Raw genomic sequence first — 16,539 nt, forward strand, 5'->3', positions numbered from 1 at the left:
TTAGTTCATAGTTTATGCATTCCTTATCTCAATCCGGGTAAATTGAATTCCTCCAAAAAAATCCCGAAGGTCATCACAATAATGAGCATGTCGCTGTCGTACGGAAGGTTTAATTTGAACCCTTCCGTTTTATACTGATTCTTTAAGCTTTCTACCATATCTGCGTTAAAATATCCCTGCCTTTGAATCCTGTCAAAGGAAAGGATATCTTGGATATACTCTGTATTCTGTTTTAACAGGTCCGGGCTTCCCGGGGCCACAAAAGTAAATTTGGGCCTTTTGATTATTTCATCAGGTACAAAGCTTTCCGCAAGTTTCTTCAATATATATTTTTCATTAAAATCTTTTAGCTTAAGACCCGGGGGAACAATCCTGGCGAATTCGATGATATCCTTGTCAAGAAACGGGTATCTTGCCTCGACTGAATTTGCAAAGGACATTCTGTCGCCGTGATCGGCCAGCAGATGCTCGGGCAGACGCAGCTTAAAGTCTATATATGACCGTTTATGAAGTACATCACGGTTTTTAATTCGCTGCTTTTTTATGACCGGATAGTTTAAGCAGTTAACACTCTCAAAGATATCATTTATCCCCTTGGAATAAAGATTTAGTTTTGTACTTTCATAAGCCTTATAATCCTTTTCATAGAAAAAAGTTTCGTCACCCCATACTTCTTCTCTGATCCGGCTTTCTAAGGCCGAAACTTGGGCTACTTGCCCAGGCTGCATTTGTCTCAGCTTGTCAAATCGGTACCCGACATATCCTGCAAACAGCTCATCTGCACCTTCCCCTGTCAGCACCACCTTTATACCCTGCTCTTTTACCAGCTCGGATAAGGAAAGGGAAGCTGTATTATAGGTCTCTTTGAGTGCACTTTCCGAGTGATAGACTACCTTTCTAAGTCGTTTACTGATATCTTCAAAGTGAAAAAGTTTTTCATGGTGTATGGATTCCACATAATCAGCCATCATTCTTTGGAATCTCACTTCAGATATATCTTTTGATGCAAAATCAATGGAAAAGGAATGTCTCTTTAGCCCTGGACTTACCTGTCTTATTTTAGAGGCAATAATAGAAGAATCAAGTCCGCCGCTAATATAAAAACCTACAGGCACATCAGCTTGAAGCCTGTATTTTACTGCTTTTTCAATAAGCTCGTCCAGTTTTTCGATGTAATCACTTTCATCCATACTCTCAATGATTTCCCCTGCTTCAGGGTAAATCAAGTCCCAATATTCCTTAATTTTAATGAATCCATCGCTATTAACGGTAAGATAATTCCCATTTTCCAGGCTGTTTATATTTTTAAACAGTGTTCTTGGGCTAATGACTCCCGGAAATGTCAATATCTGATCCAATGCAACAAGGTCAACCTCCCTGCTTACACCTGGATACTCCAAAAGTGCTTTAATCTCCGAGGCAAATACAAAAACACCCTCAACCACTGTATAAAAAAAAGGGGCTATCCCCACATGATCTCTTGCACAAAGCAGCATATTCCTCTTTGAATCAAAAATGGCAAATGCAAACTGTCCATTAAGCCTTTCAATAAAATCCGGGCCGCTGTCCTCATAAAGATGAACTATCACCTCTACATCAGTGTTGGTCTTAAACCTATGGCCTTTTGCTATCAGTTCCCTCCTCAGCTCCAGATAGTTAAAGATTTCACCATTACATACAAGAACTATGGAACCGTCTTCATTGGATAGGGGTTGCATTCCGCTTTCCAAGTCGATAATACTGAGCCTTGAAAATCCCAATGCTATATTATCTTTAACATAGTAGTCCACTCCATCAGGGCCGCGATGAAGTATTTTTTCTGTCATTCCGGATACTGTACCGATATTTGCCCTGTGGTCATTCCTCATATCAAACATTCCGCATATTCCGCACATATAATCCCCTCAATCAACAATCCTGTAATATTCAAAGTTCTTCATTAAAGTCCGCCAGTAAGGTGCTTTTCTCTAGCCCCGATATAAGCCTAATGTCCCTAAGCTTAATATATGGATTTTGTACCACTTCCCTTGCTGTGTGAATAAAAGATTTTACCATCTGTTCAATACTCTCACGAGTAAAAAGTGATGTGTTATAAACCCATTCAAAATAAAACCTGTCTTCAGTTTCAAATGCCTCAAGCAGTATGTCCTGTTTTGATGTTTTATTCTCCATTTTAACGGGAAGGAATTTGATGTTATTTTCCAAAATGATCTCCCTAAGGACTGTTTTATGGATTTGGAATGAAACATCAAACAACGGGCTACGGTTAGAACTTTTAATTATTTTCAACCTCTCCACAAGAACATCAAAAGGATATTCCTGATGAGTATATGCTTTAAGCAGGTTTTCTTTCACTTCCTCCAGAAACCTCATGAATGTTTTATTTGCACATGGATAGTTTCTTAATGGAAGTACATTAATAAACATCCCTATCACATTCTGAAGATCGGGATGGAATCTTCCCTCCACCGGGACACCTACCACAATATCGTCCTGACCTGAATATCTATGCAGCAGGATATTGAAAACAGCCATCAACACCCAATAGGGAGTTGTCCTGGTCTCAAGTACAAGCCTGTTAATTCTTGCTGAAAGTTCCTTTTCAAATTCAAAGACCACCCTCTCTCCTTCCGAACTATAAGCAGCCGGTCTTGGATAATCAGTCGGCAGCTCAAGCACTGGTATTTCACCGGAAAACACATTGAGCCAATACTGTTCCTGCTCTTTGAAGCATTCCCGGGCTACAAGCTCATCCTGCCATCGTGCAAAGTCCTTATACTGTATCCTTAGTTCCGGAAGATTTTTGCCTTCATACAAGCTGGTAATTTCACCAACCAGGACCTCCATAGAGACTTCATCTGCAATAATATGATGAATGTCAAAGAGCAGCAGGTGCCTTAATGGATTAAACCTTACAATGCCAGTCCTAAAAAGCGGTGGTTTGTTCAGATCAAAAGGTTTGATAAATTCCTGTATGATCTCTCCCATACCCTCCTCATAAGCTTCCCGGATGCTAATTGGGCACTCAGTATCTTCATGTATTTTTTGTACAATTTCACCTTTCACTTCATGGAATGAGGTTCTCAAAGAATCATGCCTATTTATCAGGCAACCTAATATTTCCCTAAATCGTTTCAGGTCAAAGCTTCCTTCAACAATCAGTGCATAAGGTATATTCCAGCTTATTCCAGTTTTATCATTCTGGTTCATCAGGTAAACCCTTCTCTGGGAGGATGAAACTTTATAGAAATCTTTTCTTCCTGTCATAGGAATTTCAGAATATTTGTCACCTTCTCCTGTTTTTCCGAGGTACTTCAATTCTATATATTGTGCAAACTCCCGAAGATTTGGGTTTTTCAGCAGATCAGCAATTTTAATGTTTAAACCCATCTGCTTGTTGAGAATGCCGACAGCTCTAGCAGCAATAATGGAATCTCCTCCAAGTTCATAGAAATTATGGTTTATGTTTAATTCATTGTATCCAAGCACTTGTCCCAAGACATTAGCAAGCTGTTTTTCTGAAGTTGAATACCAACCATGTTCACGTCCAGTAAGTTTTACATCTGCAGTTTTAAGTATGCTTAAGTTTTCTCTGGAAGTTTCGTTTCTGGCACTAAGTCTTTCCATTTGTGATCTTATCCTTTGGGAAATTCTAAAAGCCAAATAATCTTCCAGATAAAACAGTATACTTTTATAATTTATTCTTCCTACAATCACCATAGGACTGTTTTTGTTTAGTACTTCCCAGAAAGATCCGGTTATTTCAGTTGTTGAAAGAATATCAAACATATGCCTGCTCTTATCCATTACCAAACCCGCAGCTTTTACCGTCTCTTCCCAAGGTGCCCAACTCATAGCAATAGTCCTATTTCCAAGCTTGTTGTTATAAGCTGTGAAGGAATCCAGATATGCGTTTGCAGAAGTATAACTTCCCGATCCTGCTCCGCCCATAAGTGTGATAGGTGAAGAAAATACTGCAAAAAAGTCAGGAGCATCATCCCCGGTAACCTGTTTCAAAAGCCATGTTCCTTGTATTTTGGGCTTCAATACCTCTTTGAATATTTCTTCAGTATCATTTCTTATGCTTACGCCTTCCTTCCCGGCACCTATTCCTGCACTGTGAACAACTCCGTTAATCCTCCCAAAACGGCTTTTCAGCCTTGCAACGGTTTCTCTTAATTCTTCTTCCTTTGATACGTCAACACTGCAGCAAACCAGCCTTGCACCTGTCTTTTCAATATATAATATATCTTTGATTTTGCTGCAAAGCTTTTTATCGGTACCGTTCTTTAAAATTGCTTCCCATTCTTCCCTTTCAGGCATTTTTGTTCGGCTTAGCAAGGCAATGGTTATTTTTCCTTTTGAAGCCAAAAACTTTGCCGTTTCAAGTCCTAATCCGCCTAAGCCTCCAGTAATAATATAAACTCCATCATGTTTAAGCTTTATTTCCTTCTCTCTGTATTCTTCCGCATCAATACAGTCTAATTCTTGTATATATCTTTTTCCTCTGCGGTAGGCAACATTGTATTCCTTGTATCCGGCATAGATTTCCAAGATCATTTGTTCTATATTGGTCTCTCCATCTACATCTATGGCTCTGCACCTTATTTCTGGGTTTTCCATATTTATTACCTTACCCAGTCCAAACATTGCGGCATTTTCAGGATTAATGCATTTTTCATTTTTATCCACTTCATTGACATACTGTGACAGCAATACAACATCCAGATCTTTAACTCCTACACTTTCCAAAGATCTATACATATGAAATAAGCTTAAAACTCCATTATCAAGTTTCTCATCCAGTTTTTTTACACTGTCAACGGTAGCTGATGTTATTGAAAACATGTGGACAATTCGGGCTATCTTTTCACCTCTTAAATCTGCAAAAAGCTTCTTAAAATCTTCTTCATCCCCTGAAATGGTATAATTGATTGTGCTACTTTTCTTATATTCATTTCCACACTCAACTTCTATGACCGTCATGCCGTCATTTCTAAGCCTTACTGCTATTTCTTTTCCTATACCGTTTACATCCTCAAGTATTAAAACAATTCCCTCGTCTGCACTTTTTTCCAACAGATTTAAGTCCTCATTTTTCCATACTACTGTATGATACATTGGGTATTGCCGTACAGGTATTTGCAGCCAGCAGCGAGTAGACTCAAAAGGATACGTAGGCACGCAGACCCTGTTTCTTATCTCCCCGGAATAAAATCCATCCCAATCCATATCAACACCTTCTACATACAGCCTGCATATTTCATGTAAAATCTTTTTATCTCTTCTTTTCGTGCCAACGAATTCATTTATCTTTTTGTTTGCTTCTTCACTCATGATCCCAGCCTTCAGGGATGTAATTTCTCCGCTTCCTCCAGCACCTCTGTCTTTGTATATGTCTTTGTCGGAACCAAAATATATTCCCTGATCCGGATATGTCTTTATCCCTTGTTTATGAATTAGTTCCAGCTTTTCTTGAAAATCCTGATCAGTAGTTAATATCACAGCCAGTCTGAAACCATAATGTCCTCTTCCCGTATTCGCAGTAAAACAGACATTATCTAGCCCTTCTGCAATAATTTTGTCCTGTTGTTCAATATATTCTTCCACCAGCCTTTCAAGGCTTTCTTCGCTTTTAGCAGACAAAGTCAGTATTTTTAATTCCATAAGCTCTTCACCTTTTTTATAAACAGCAGGTGCTTCCTCCAAAACTATATGGCAGTTTGTGCCGCTAAATCCAAAGGATGACACACCACACCTTAATGCTGTACCCTCTGATAGCCACTCTTGTGGCCTATTAACAACATATACCGGAGATTTATGGAACCGTATTTTCCTGTTAGGTCTGCTGAAATGAAGGGATGGCGGAATTGTTTTATTCTTTAGAGCTAACGCTGCCTTTATAAATCCTGCAATACCGGAAGAAGCATCCAAATGTCCAATGTTGGATTTCACCGAACCGACAGCACAAAACTGTTTTTTGTCTGTATACCTTCCAAAAGCCCTTTGTATTCCTTCAATTTCTATTGGATCACCTAGTTTGGTTCCTGTACCATGAGCTTCAATGTAAGTAACCGTTTCCGGGTCAATTCCGGCATCTTTCCATGCCCTGATGATTACATCCTCCTGAGCTGCAGGGTTTGGGGCGGATATTCCTATGGAGTTTCCATCCTGATTCACTGCACTACCCTTAATCACGGCATAAATATGATCTCTGTCTTTCAAAGCTTTGCTTAAGGGCTTTAACAGCACTGCTGCTATGCCTTCACCCCCGGCAGTTCCGTCCGAATTGTCATCGAACGTTTTAGTTTTGTTATCAGAGGATTCTATACCAATCTTTACCTCTCTCACCGGAAGAACATAAATCTGTGAACCACCTGCTATGGCCAAGTCACACTCACCACTTCTAATTGCCCTGCATGCCAGGTGAACAGCAACAAGAGAGGAAGAACACACAGTATTTACCACCATACTTGGACCCCTAAAGTCCATTAAGTATGATATTCTGCTGGCTACGATAGGAGATAGATTGCCGGGTACTGCCATTGAAAGCAGTTCCGGTTCTACATCCCCGATCAGTTTTTTATACTCGTTTTCACCTGAAAATCCCACATATACCCCTGTCCTGCTTCCGGCAAGTTTTCCGCCTCCATACCCAGCATCTTCAACAGCCTTCCATGAGGTTTCAAGAAACAGCCTTTGGTTTGGATCCATAAGACTTGCTTCTTTTGGTGACAAACCGAAAAATGCGTAGTCAAAATTATGAATATGATCCAAATAACCAGCTTTTTCATATGCTGCTTCGCTTAATTCCCTGCCTGTAAAGCAATAATAATCCTCTATGTCTTTCCGTCTGCCGTCAGGGATATGCCTTATGCAGTCAATTCCGTTTATCAAGTTGTACCACAAACCGTCGATGCTATCGGCCATAGGGAATTTCACAGAAATACCAATAACTGCAATATCTCTGCCTGATACCATTTCTATCCTTTTTTCGCTTCCTGTTTTAATTTCCTCGATATCAATCAAATCAACAAGCTTTTTACCCATTTTTATTCCCTTTCATATAACAACGCTATTATTTCACAGCAGCAGAGGCTTTTTTGCAATGATGCCTTTCATACAATTCCCCGTAAAGGTTCTCATAGTTTATTATCATTTTTTTCAATTCAAACCTGCCGGCAGATTGAGCAGCATTCCTTGCCATTTCATCCCTTAAGGTCTTATTTTTTACCAACCGGATGATTGCCTCTGCAAAAGCTTCAGGGTTGTTCGGCTCCACCAAAATTCCACTAATTCCGTTCATTACTACTTCCGGCACAGCACCAATTGTCGTAGAAACTATGGGCAAACCTGATGCCATAGCTTCCACCAAAACCAACCCAAAGGCTTCTGTAATGGACGGAAATGCAAAAATATCACTGGAGGCAAAGAGTGCCGGCACGTCACTTCTTATACCCAGAAACTCTACATAGTCTGTAAGATTCATCCTTACAGCTTTCTTCATTATTTTCTGCCTATATTCTCCGTCACCTACAAGTAAAAGCTTAACATTTTTGCATTCCTTGACCACCATTTCAAATGAATCCAGCAACATCTCCTGATTTTTTGCCTGTTCAAACCTTGCTACATTAATAAGGCGTATCTCCCTATCATCTCTTTGATCCATTCCCGGACTAAACCTGCTTATATCGACCCCGTTATAAATCATATGGATATTCTCCAATTCAAATACCTTCATTATCGATTCTTTAACATTTTCAGAAACCGCAACCGGAATGAAATTGAAGTACCTGAATGCTATATCCATCAGTCTTGACCCAGTGCATGCCTGTTCAGTAAATTCATTAATATTGATGGCTTTATATATCTTTGAATTCTTATTGAAGCAAATGCCTTTATATGTATTTGCGGCAGGATCACCTCCATTGATTTCACCAATAAGTTTCTTAACCCTGTGTGGAGCTTTCCCTTTTAAAAGCTTAAACGCCTTAAAAAATTTCCCTTTCAATCTGTTTCCTATGTAATTAGTCTCTAGAAGCCCATCTACATGCACAGTATGTATCCTTACAGGAATCCTGTTAAGTATTGCCGGCAGCATGCAATACCTTAAGCTATACATGTGAGAGTGTATGATGTCAGGCTTGAAGTCTCTGATTATTTTATTTATGCGTATAAATCTCAAAAAACCTCCGAGCTTACCATCTTGGCTTTCCATAAAGAGTATCCTGACATCATTACGTTCAAGCTCCTTATCAAAAATAAAATCCCCTGATTTAGGAGATAAACTTAAAACAGCCATTTCATATTTATTCTTGTCGTAATGGGTTACAAGATCGATAATAAACCTTTCTACCCCTCCGGTTGTAAACTTTTCGAGAACATGGAGGATTTTAACTTTTTCCATTCCTATGATTCCCCCTCATAATGATCCACCATCACACCAGCCAATTTCAGGTAACTGCTTATTAAATGTTCAATCATATCACCTTTCAACCTCCCTGCATCATATTCGCAGGTAAAACAAATCCGGTTTTCCTCATCATTTGATTCCAGTACAACATCATAAACATCCAACAATCCCCGGGATGCTGTTAAATGACCGTTTTTACAAAACATAAGAAAAACATCTTTATCGCTTTTTCGAACTCCCATTCTTAAAATATCATCTATCGTATAGCATGTTCCCTTCATACTTTTGATATAACTGTCTATCAATTGAATAAGCTCTGAAAAGTCTTCTACTTCTTCAATATCAGCTTCAACCAAGTAAACATGCTCCTTTTTATCTATGGCTGTATGAAGGATGACACGGTTTTTCTGTGTGATTTTTGCCAACAGAGTAATATATAAGGATAACATTACCAGGTTTAATTCCACCTTCTCCTTTGTTGAAATTTCTTTCAGCCTGTTAAAAAGCTGTCCTGAAACCTCAAAACGCAGATTGGTATTGGAACTTTCCTGCACATCGCGACTAAAATACCCTTCCGGGAAGGTTATATATTTTATAACAGCAGCATTATCCTTTTTTGTTTTTTTAGACTCAATAAATTTGGCCAATTTGCAAATGGTTGTATGTTCAAACAGGTCAGTAATGTTTATACATCCTGGGAAATGCTTTTCTACCCGTGAATTTACCTGCATCAAAAGCATGGAGTTTCCGCCAAGATCAAAGAAGTTATTGTGAATTCCTATCTTTTCTATATTGAGTACTCCACTCCATATTTCTGCCAGTATTTTTTCGGTTTCATTCTCCGGTGCTTTATACAATGCTCCAGTATCAGAAGTATCGTCAGGATCCGGAAGTGCTTTTCTGTCCAACTTACCGTTTTGTGTCAAAGGAAGATTTTCCAGTTGTATAAAACGAGATGGCACCATATAATGAGGCAACTTCCTGGAAAGACTTTCTCTCATTTCCTCCCAATCCATTCTTTCATCTGACACAACATAGGCACAAATATACCTGTTGCCTGATTTGTCTTCCCTGTCCAACACTACAGTCTGTTTTGCATTTTCCAATTTAAGGATGGCATCTTCTATTTCTTCCAACTCAACCCTATAACCTCTTATCTTTACCTGGAAGTCTTTTCTTCCAAGATACTCTATGTTCCCGTCAGAAAGCCATCGAGCTATGTCACCGGTTTTGTACATGTATTGACAATAGCTGGATCCCGATTTATCTGCGAAGGGATTTTCCACAAACTTTTCTGTCGTAAGCTCAGGGTTGTTTAAATAGCCTCTTGATAAGCTGCTTCCAGTTATGCATAGTTCTCCCGGAACTCCTTCAGGTACAAGCCTGTTCCTCTTATCCAGAATGAATATTTTATTGTCCGCAACAGGACGTCCGATGACTCCAACATTATCCTGCTTCATACCTATTAATGATGTTGTTGTTATACTGTTTTCTGTAGGACCATACTCATTGATAAGTAGAATCTCTCCGGCAATTTTTCTGCTTAAACCGATCAATTCGCTGTCAGCTCTTTCTCCCGCCAGCACTACCATTCTCAGTGTCTTCAAATCACCTTCGGAGGCGTTATCAAGGATTGCTCTATACATTGCAGGAACAACACTCATATTTGTAACATTTTTCCCCTTGATAAGGCCGCTTATAAACTTAAAATCACCACGGCGGTTTAATCCCGGAAGGACAAGTGCACCTCCAGAAAGTATGGCTGAATAGAGGTTTGCCCCAAATCCGTCAAAGGATACAGAAATAAGCTGCAGAATCCTGTCTGCCGGAGTAAAGTTATAGTTTTTTATTCGCCAATCTATAAAGTTGATAAGACTGCGGTGCTCTATCATAACCCCTTTAGGTCTTCCTGTAGATCCTGATGTATAGATCACATATGCTAGGTTTTCCGGCTGGATTGGACTTTTCAGATTGGCATTATCGCCATTGTACAGCTTACTGTCATCCAAATATATCGTTTCACCTTTAAATGAGATTTTGCTCGCTAATGATTGGTGTGTCAATATGATATCAACATTGGCATCCTCCAGCATGTAGTTTACCCTATCCGAAGGGTATCCAGGGTCTATAGGAAGGTAAGCTCCCCCGGCCTTCATTATTCCCATAATGCCTACGATCAGTTCAATGGAGTAATCTGCCATGATTGCAACTATACCTTCCGTTTTAAGTCCCTTTTCCTTAAGTACACGTGCAAGCTGATTTGCTCTTTCATTCAAGTCATGATAGGTAATCACTTCATTTTCAAGGATTACCGCTGGATGCGAAGGAGTTTTTTCTACCTGCTCTTCAAAAATCATTGTGATGGTTTTATTCATACGACAACTTGCTTCTGTATTGTTGAAATTAACCGTCAGCCGCTGCTTTTCATCCTCTGAAAGCAGCTCTATATTGGTTAGCTTGATATTTATATCTTTCATCACCTGTTCAAAGATATTGAGATAGTGTTTCGAAATACGCTCTATTGTATCTTCTCTAAATAATGCAGCATTGTAAAAAATACTTCCTTCCAAGCCGTCCCCGGTTCTTACAATGGAAATGGTGAGATGGTTTTCAGGTGCATCCAGAATATCATTTATATCGACACTTTTATGGATATTTTCCATATATATGATAAACCTGTGTAAGAAAGGTCTTAAGTCCTGTATTTCCAGGTGGTCAAATATATTCTCCATAGGGTAATGCTGGTTCTTATAACCTTCTGTAATAGTCTTTCTTATATTCACCAGCAGTTCCTTGAAGCTCAATTCATCATCGATATAATCCCTGAAAGCAATACACTTGTTATAATCATAATTCTCCTCCAAAGTAGTATATACGGGTGATGAAATGATAATATCATTTTGTCCTGTGTACCTTGCCAGCAGAACCTTCATTACTGCCATAGACAACATAAAAAGCAGCAGGTCTTGGTTCTTGCATACTCCAAGAATCCTTTCGGACAATTCTTTTCCAAATACCAGACGTTTTTGTCCTCTCCTATATTCAGAAGTTCTTTTATAATCATACTGTAGATTGAGTTCGTTAAGCTCTCCAGATAGCTTTTCCTGCCAGTACTTCCTAGTATCTTCAAATTCTTCAATGGATACTAATAAATTTTCATTCATTAACATACCTCCCTCTAAACAATTTATTTATCGAAATCAAAGTCCAAATTCAGTTCTTCTCCATCCAAAAATTTCTTTAAAGGCTTGTAAGTACTGGTTTTATCCTTATCCTTTTCAATATTGCCCACAATATTTACGAAATGATCATATTTACTATAAAACTCATTTGCTAGGTTAAATACTTCTTCTGTTTTTTGATAATCGGTACATTTCTTAACAAATGTATCACAGTAACTGCAGTTTCCACAATCATTCCTGCAAAAACCCGGATTCTCGTAAAAAGGATTGATAAACCCATCAAGCTTTTTATTATCCACATTTATCATAAACGAATTTGTGGGAGCGAACATGTCCAGTAATTCGATAAAATTCCCTTGGAAAGATTCCTTGAAATAGCATTCTGTGGCCTTTACAGGATCTCCTTTCATCACTGCCTGCCTTCCCTGAAGCTTAAAATAGTGAATGCCTATTTCTGCATAGTACTGGATATCCTCCGGTCTGATCCAGCCAAGCCGCAAAATATTGCCGACATTTTCACACCTTTTCATCATGCACCTGTGAGAATAATAAGTAGCACTAGGAGCACTTGAGTCATTCCCCATATCATGTGAGGTCTGGTTATGGTGAAACATCTCATATATACAGTTTTTATGGCAAATTACATTGGTGATTACCTCAACCTTTTCTCCGAAAGCATTTACTATCCTCTTCAATGCATCAAAGTCCCTGTTGATGGATTCATCCAGGACAATCTTGTCAACACCCATCTTTTTATAAGCCATAGCTTTGTTTGCATTTACAATCTGACAAACTGTCGAGGCTTTTATTTCGAAGTCATACCCCTTAAGCCTTACCAGCTCTATAAGAGAAGGCAGTGATATGGTTAATGAACGTACACCTGCCTCATATAATTCCTCTAAGAATCCTGTAATTTCATTAACACCTTCTTTTGTAAACTCCTTATTACTGATACATGTAGCATTAAGTGTATAATTGAATCCAATGCCCTTGCTTTTGGAATAAGCTACATAATCCTTAAGCTTTGATATGTCGATTTTAGGTATCAGATCATAAGCCCTTCCTGATCCTATGGGATTGCCTATAGTAATTTGTCCGTAGGTTTCTATAACTTTTGAATCCTTGTAGGCCTTGTTTAATTCATCATACCGGTCAATGGTTTCCTTTTTGAAGTCTGCCGGAATGTTATAAAAATTCATATTCACTCCCCCTTTTATATTGTTGTGAAAAGTAAATAATCTTTTACATTTACTTTTCACTTAGTTTCCATAGACGTTCAGCCAGAACAGCATTCGCAGAAACGGAATGGTTTTGAAATTCTGCCTCAATGATAGTAGATTGTGCAAGCTCCTTCACTGTCCGAAGTATCTTGTCATAATTCCAATGAACCAGTTGAGATTTGTAAAAATTAATCATTACAGCCTTATCACCAATAAAATCACTTACATTGGAGTAAAATGGTTCTATCTGAAAAGAATCCCGTATTTCCTTAAGTCTCCCCCAATAGCTGTATCTGTTTCCATCACAATACGGATAATCTTCGTACATGTAAACTCTCACATTCAGCTTCTGATCACTGAGTGCATTTAAAACTGCAGTATGTACAATCCGGTGGTCGTAATGCCATCCTATGGCAGAAGGCATCAACAGAATTTCCGGGTTCAAGGACTGAATAGCCCTGCCTAAATCTGCTGTTATCGCAGAGACCATCGGCAAGTCCTTCTTAAATATCCCATCTCGAAAAATAAAATTTAGAGCTGTGCCTCTCTGTGCTGCATCCCGGTATGGAAGAAACTCTACTTTCCCATTGAAATACTGGAAAGCCAGCAAATCCTCCTCCTTCCTAAGCAGTGTATACGAATCATCTTCCATGCATACCTCACCCTTCCAAGGGAAGCTCTCCTTTGTATAGCTGCCAAACACGGTTATACAATGAATGTCAAAGCCTTGTTCAAATTTCAGCCTGGCTAAAGTCCCTCCGCACGAAAGTGCAAGATCGTCGCAATGGGGCTGAATAGCCAATGCACGGCCTAATGGCATCTTTCCCATCGAATTGTAGTTTTTTAGTTTTACAATGACTCCCTCATTCATCAGCCTGGACAACACAACCCTATTAGCTGTTTTTTCTATCTCTTCGGACGTAAATACACTACCTGCCTCAATAAGTGCCGACAGTTCTTCAGGAACAGCAATATCTGTGTTAACAGAATTCATAAAAAACACCGTGTGATCTTTTATACTATAATGAGGAAGCCACTTTAGTTTCTCTTCACCTTCACTCATACTGATTTCCCCCGTAAGTCTTCTATTTTATAAACTTAAAAATCAAAACTACATTCCAGGTCTTTTCCATCAAACAACTTCTTGACCGGCTTATAAGCATTTAAACTTTTAATAAGCTTGGTATATTCATCATATTGATTATAGAATTCCAAGGCTTTTCCATGAAGTTCTGCCGTTTTTTCTACGTCCATGCACTTTTTTGCATAGCTTTCGCAATAATTGCATGATGAACACACTTCCCTGCAGAATTCAGGATATTTAAAAAACTTATCTAAAAACCCATTAAGCTTTTTATTGTCCATGTAGGGCTGAAATGCATTGTAAGGTGCAAACAATGTAATAAGTTCAAACAGATTCCCCTCAAAATTCTCCTCGAAATAGTGCTTCAAGGTTGCCACAATATCCCCCTTCAACACGTTCTGCCTTCCCTGTAGTTTAAAATACCGCACCCCTGTTTCATAATAATATTTAATATCTTCAGGCCTTACCCAGTTAAGCCTCACAGGATTTTTAAACTCACCGGCCTTTTGCATTGAGCAACGGTTGAAATAATAGTCCTTTACTTTTTGTGATGTATTATCAGGCGTACAATGAGATTCGTGGTTATAATGAAACATCTTGTATGCACAACTTTTATAACACACATTGTTTACAATCATTTCCACGCCCTGATCGAACACTTCACAAATCCCTTTTATTCTATTAAATTCCCTAGTGATATCAGGATCAATTACAATTCTTTCTACCCCCATTTTTTTATAGAACAATGCTTTACTTGGAGAAGTGATCTCACATATGGCAGAGGCCTTTATTTTAAATTTATAGCCTGAGGCCTTTACCAGTTCCATCAGTGAAGGTGTTGTTAGGGTTAGGGACTTAATGCCAATGTCATTTAGCTTTGCCAATAGGCTGTTTATCTCTCTTGCTCCTACGCTCGAGAATTCATAATTTCCAAGGCAGGCTGGATTTAATGTATAATTAAAATCGATCCCCCTGTCAACCGAATATTGGATATATTTCTCCAGCTGGTTAAAATCCAGCTCTGGCAGTACTCCTGTGACCCTTCCGGAGTTCACCAACGCACCTTGTGTTACCTGCCCATATGTTTCAATGACCTGTGATTTGGGGAAAGTGTTGTTTAATTCATTAATCCTGTCAATGGTTTCAACTTTAAAATCTGACGGTATACTAAAATATCTCATCAAAATCAACCTCTTCAATTAGTTTTAAATCTTCATTATTTTGTTTGATTCTTAATAGCATCTGCTGTTTTTCCTCCTGATCCACCACCTGAATATCCTTGATAAGTATGCTGGTTCCTCTGGCATCTCCGATAATGGCTTCCAAGATTTTCACAAAATGCTCAGACATCTTTCTTATGCTTTCTTCATTGAATAAACAAGTATTGTAAGTAAAGTCCAGTATCACACTATCAAAGACCCTTACCCCCAGTGCCAACTCTATCCTTGTAACGTAAAATCTTTTGTGCAAGCTTATATTTATTGGGCTATCACTTCGAAAGAGTCTCTCATCCATAGGATAATTTTGTATAACTACAACCGTGTCAAAAAGGTTATCCTTATTTCTTAGTCCGCTATAGGACAGAACATCTATCAATGGGGTATTCTCAAAGTCCTCTCTTCTGGCAAGTTCTAAATTAATTTTATTAAGGAGTATGCATACTTCTTCTGACGGATCAATTCCCATACGTAGAGGTACTGTATTTATAAAAATCCCCACCATATCCTGTATACCTTTAATATCTACAGGCCTGCCGGATACGGTAGTGCCAAACAGTACATCATGGATTCCCTTGTATTTATGCAGCAGTATTCCCCATGCACAATAAAAAAGTGTTGCAAGAGTTAACCCTTTCTCTCTTATAAATACAGTTATGCATTCCATAAATTCCCGACTCAACTCTTGTTCGTACCTACTTATACCATATGCTTTGCTTTGTTTTTCAACAGCAGCTTTGAAAGGTTTCCAATCGGAAAATCCTTTCAGGTAATTACTCCAGAACTCCTTTTGTATGTCTCTGTCCTGTTTTTGCAGCCATTTAACATATTCTCTGTATTTGTTTTTCGCACTAATATAAGGCTCATTCCCTGTATAAAGGCTTTCATAGGCTGCTACAAATTCTTTTAAAATTATTCCATTGCTCCATCCGTCCAGAATTATATGGTGATTGCTTAAAATCATTTGATATTCATTTTTAGAAAGCTTACATAGTATGATCCTAAAAGGCTGCCGACTGATATCTATTCTTACATTTCTATCATTTTTCATCAATCGGTCGACCATGTCCAGTCTTTCTTCACAGTTGCAGCCAGAAAAATCATGCTCAAAAAACGGTACCTGATGGTTTTTCAGTACCACCTGTACCGGTTCGGCAAGTCCTTGCCAGCGTAAAACTGTTCTTAATATCTCATTTGTTTTTACAACATATTCCCATGCATTTTTGATTTTTTCCGGATGGATTCTGCCTGTCAGGTTATAACATGCCTGTTCGAAATACTGCTCGCTCTCGGGTTCCTTTAGATAGTGAAGAAGCATTCCTTTCTGCATAGGAGTTAATGCCAGAATATCCTCCACATTGTTTCTATCCAGTTTTTCCGGGTTGCTCATATCCTGTAATCTATCCTTTCATTTTGGTATTAA

Annotated in this window: 8 protein-coding genes; all 8 read right to left on the reverse strand. The window is 38.7% G+C overall.

The features are described 5' to 3' along the window. Positions 1 to 23 precede the first annotated feature (23 nt). The 8 genes from asnB to Bccel_RS08090 are packed head-to-tail and all read right to left on the reverse strand — an operon-like array spanning position 24 to position 16,506. The gene (asnB, locus tag Bccel_RS08055; RefSeq protein WP_036941354.1) at positions 24 to 1,895 is read right to left on the reverse strand and encodes an asparagine synthase (glutamine-hydrolyzing); all 1,872 of its coding nucleotides are present in this window, start codon (positions 1,893 to 1,895) and stop codon (positions 24 to 26) included. 31 nt (positions 1,896 to 1,926) lie between these two features. Then, entirely contained in the window at positions 1,927 to 7,050 is a 5,124-nt protein-coding gene (locus Bccel_RS08060) for an SDR family NAD(P)-dependent oxidoreductase (RefSeq protein ID WP_050753267.1), read from the reverse strand. 28 nt (positions 7,051 to 7,078) lie between these two features. Beyond that, positions 7,079 to 8,407 carry a glycosyltransferase gene (locus Bccel_RS08065; RefSeq protein ID WP_050753268.1) on the reverse strand — a complete coding sequence of 443 codons (1,329 nt, stop codon included), beginning with the start codon at positions 8,405 to 8,407 and terminating at the stop codon, positions 7,079 to 7,081. Between the two features lie 2 nt (positions 8,408 to 8,409). Next, a complete protein-coding gene (locus Bccel_RS08070) occupies positions 8,410 to 11,577 on the reverse strand; it encodes a non-ribosomal peptide synthetase (protein ID WP_050753269.1) in 3,168 nt (1,055 codons plus the stop codon). 23 nt (positions 11,578 to 11,600) lie between these two features. Continuing rightward, a complete protein-coding gene (locus Bccel_RS08075) occupies positions 11,601 to 12,794 on the reverse strand; it encodes a U32 family peptidase (protein ID WP_036941350.1) in 1,194 nt (397 codons plus the stop codon). Positions 12,795 to 12,843: 49 nt separating this feature from the next. Further along, positions 12,844 to 13,878 (reverse strand): PIG-L deacetylase family protein, encoded by a 1,035-nt coding sequence (locus Bccel_RS08080; protein WP_036941346.1) that lies wholly within the window; start codon positions 13,876 to 13,878, stop codon positions 12,844 to 12,846. Between the two features lie 35 nt (positions 13,879 to 13,913). Further along, positions 13,914 to 15,080, reverse strand: coding sequence for a U32 family peptidase (locus Bccel_RS08085; RefSeq protein WP_036941342.1), 1,167 nt, complete (start codon positions 15,078 to 15,080; stop codon positions 13,914 to 13,916). Further along, positions 15,067 to 16,506 carry a condensation domain-containing protein gene (locus Bccel_RS08090; RefSeq protein ID WP_036941338.1) on the reverse strand — a complete coding sequence of 480 codons (1,440 nt, stop codon included), beginning with the start codon at positions 16,504 to 16,506 and terminating at the stop codon, positions 15,067 to 15,069. The genes Bccel_RS08085 and Bccel_RS08090 overlap by 14 nt, the downstream gene beginning before the upstream one ends. Positions 16,507 to 16,539: the final 33 nt, after the last annotated feature.

The sequence above is a fragment of the Pseudobacteroides cellulosolvens ATCC 35603 = DSM 2933 genome (genome assembly GCF_001262605.1).
In the GTDB taxonomy this organism is placed as follows: Bacteria; Bacillota; Clostridia; order Acetivibrionales; family DSM-2933; genus Pseudobacteroides; species Pseudobacteroides cellulosolvens.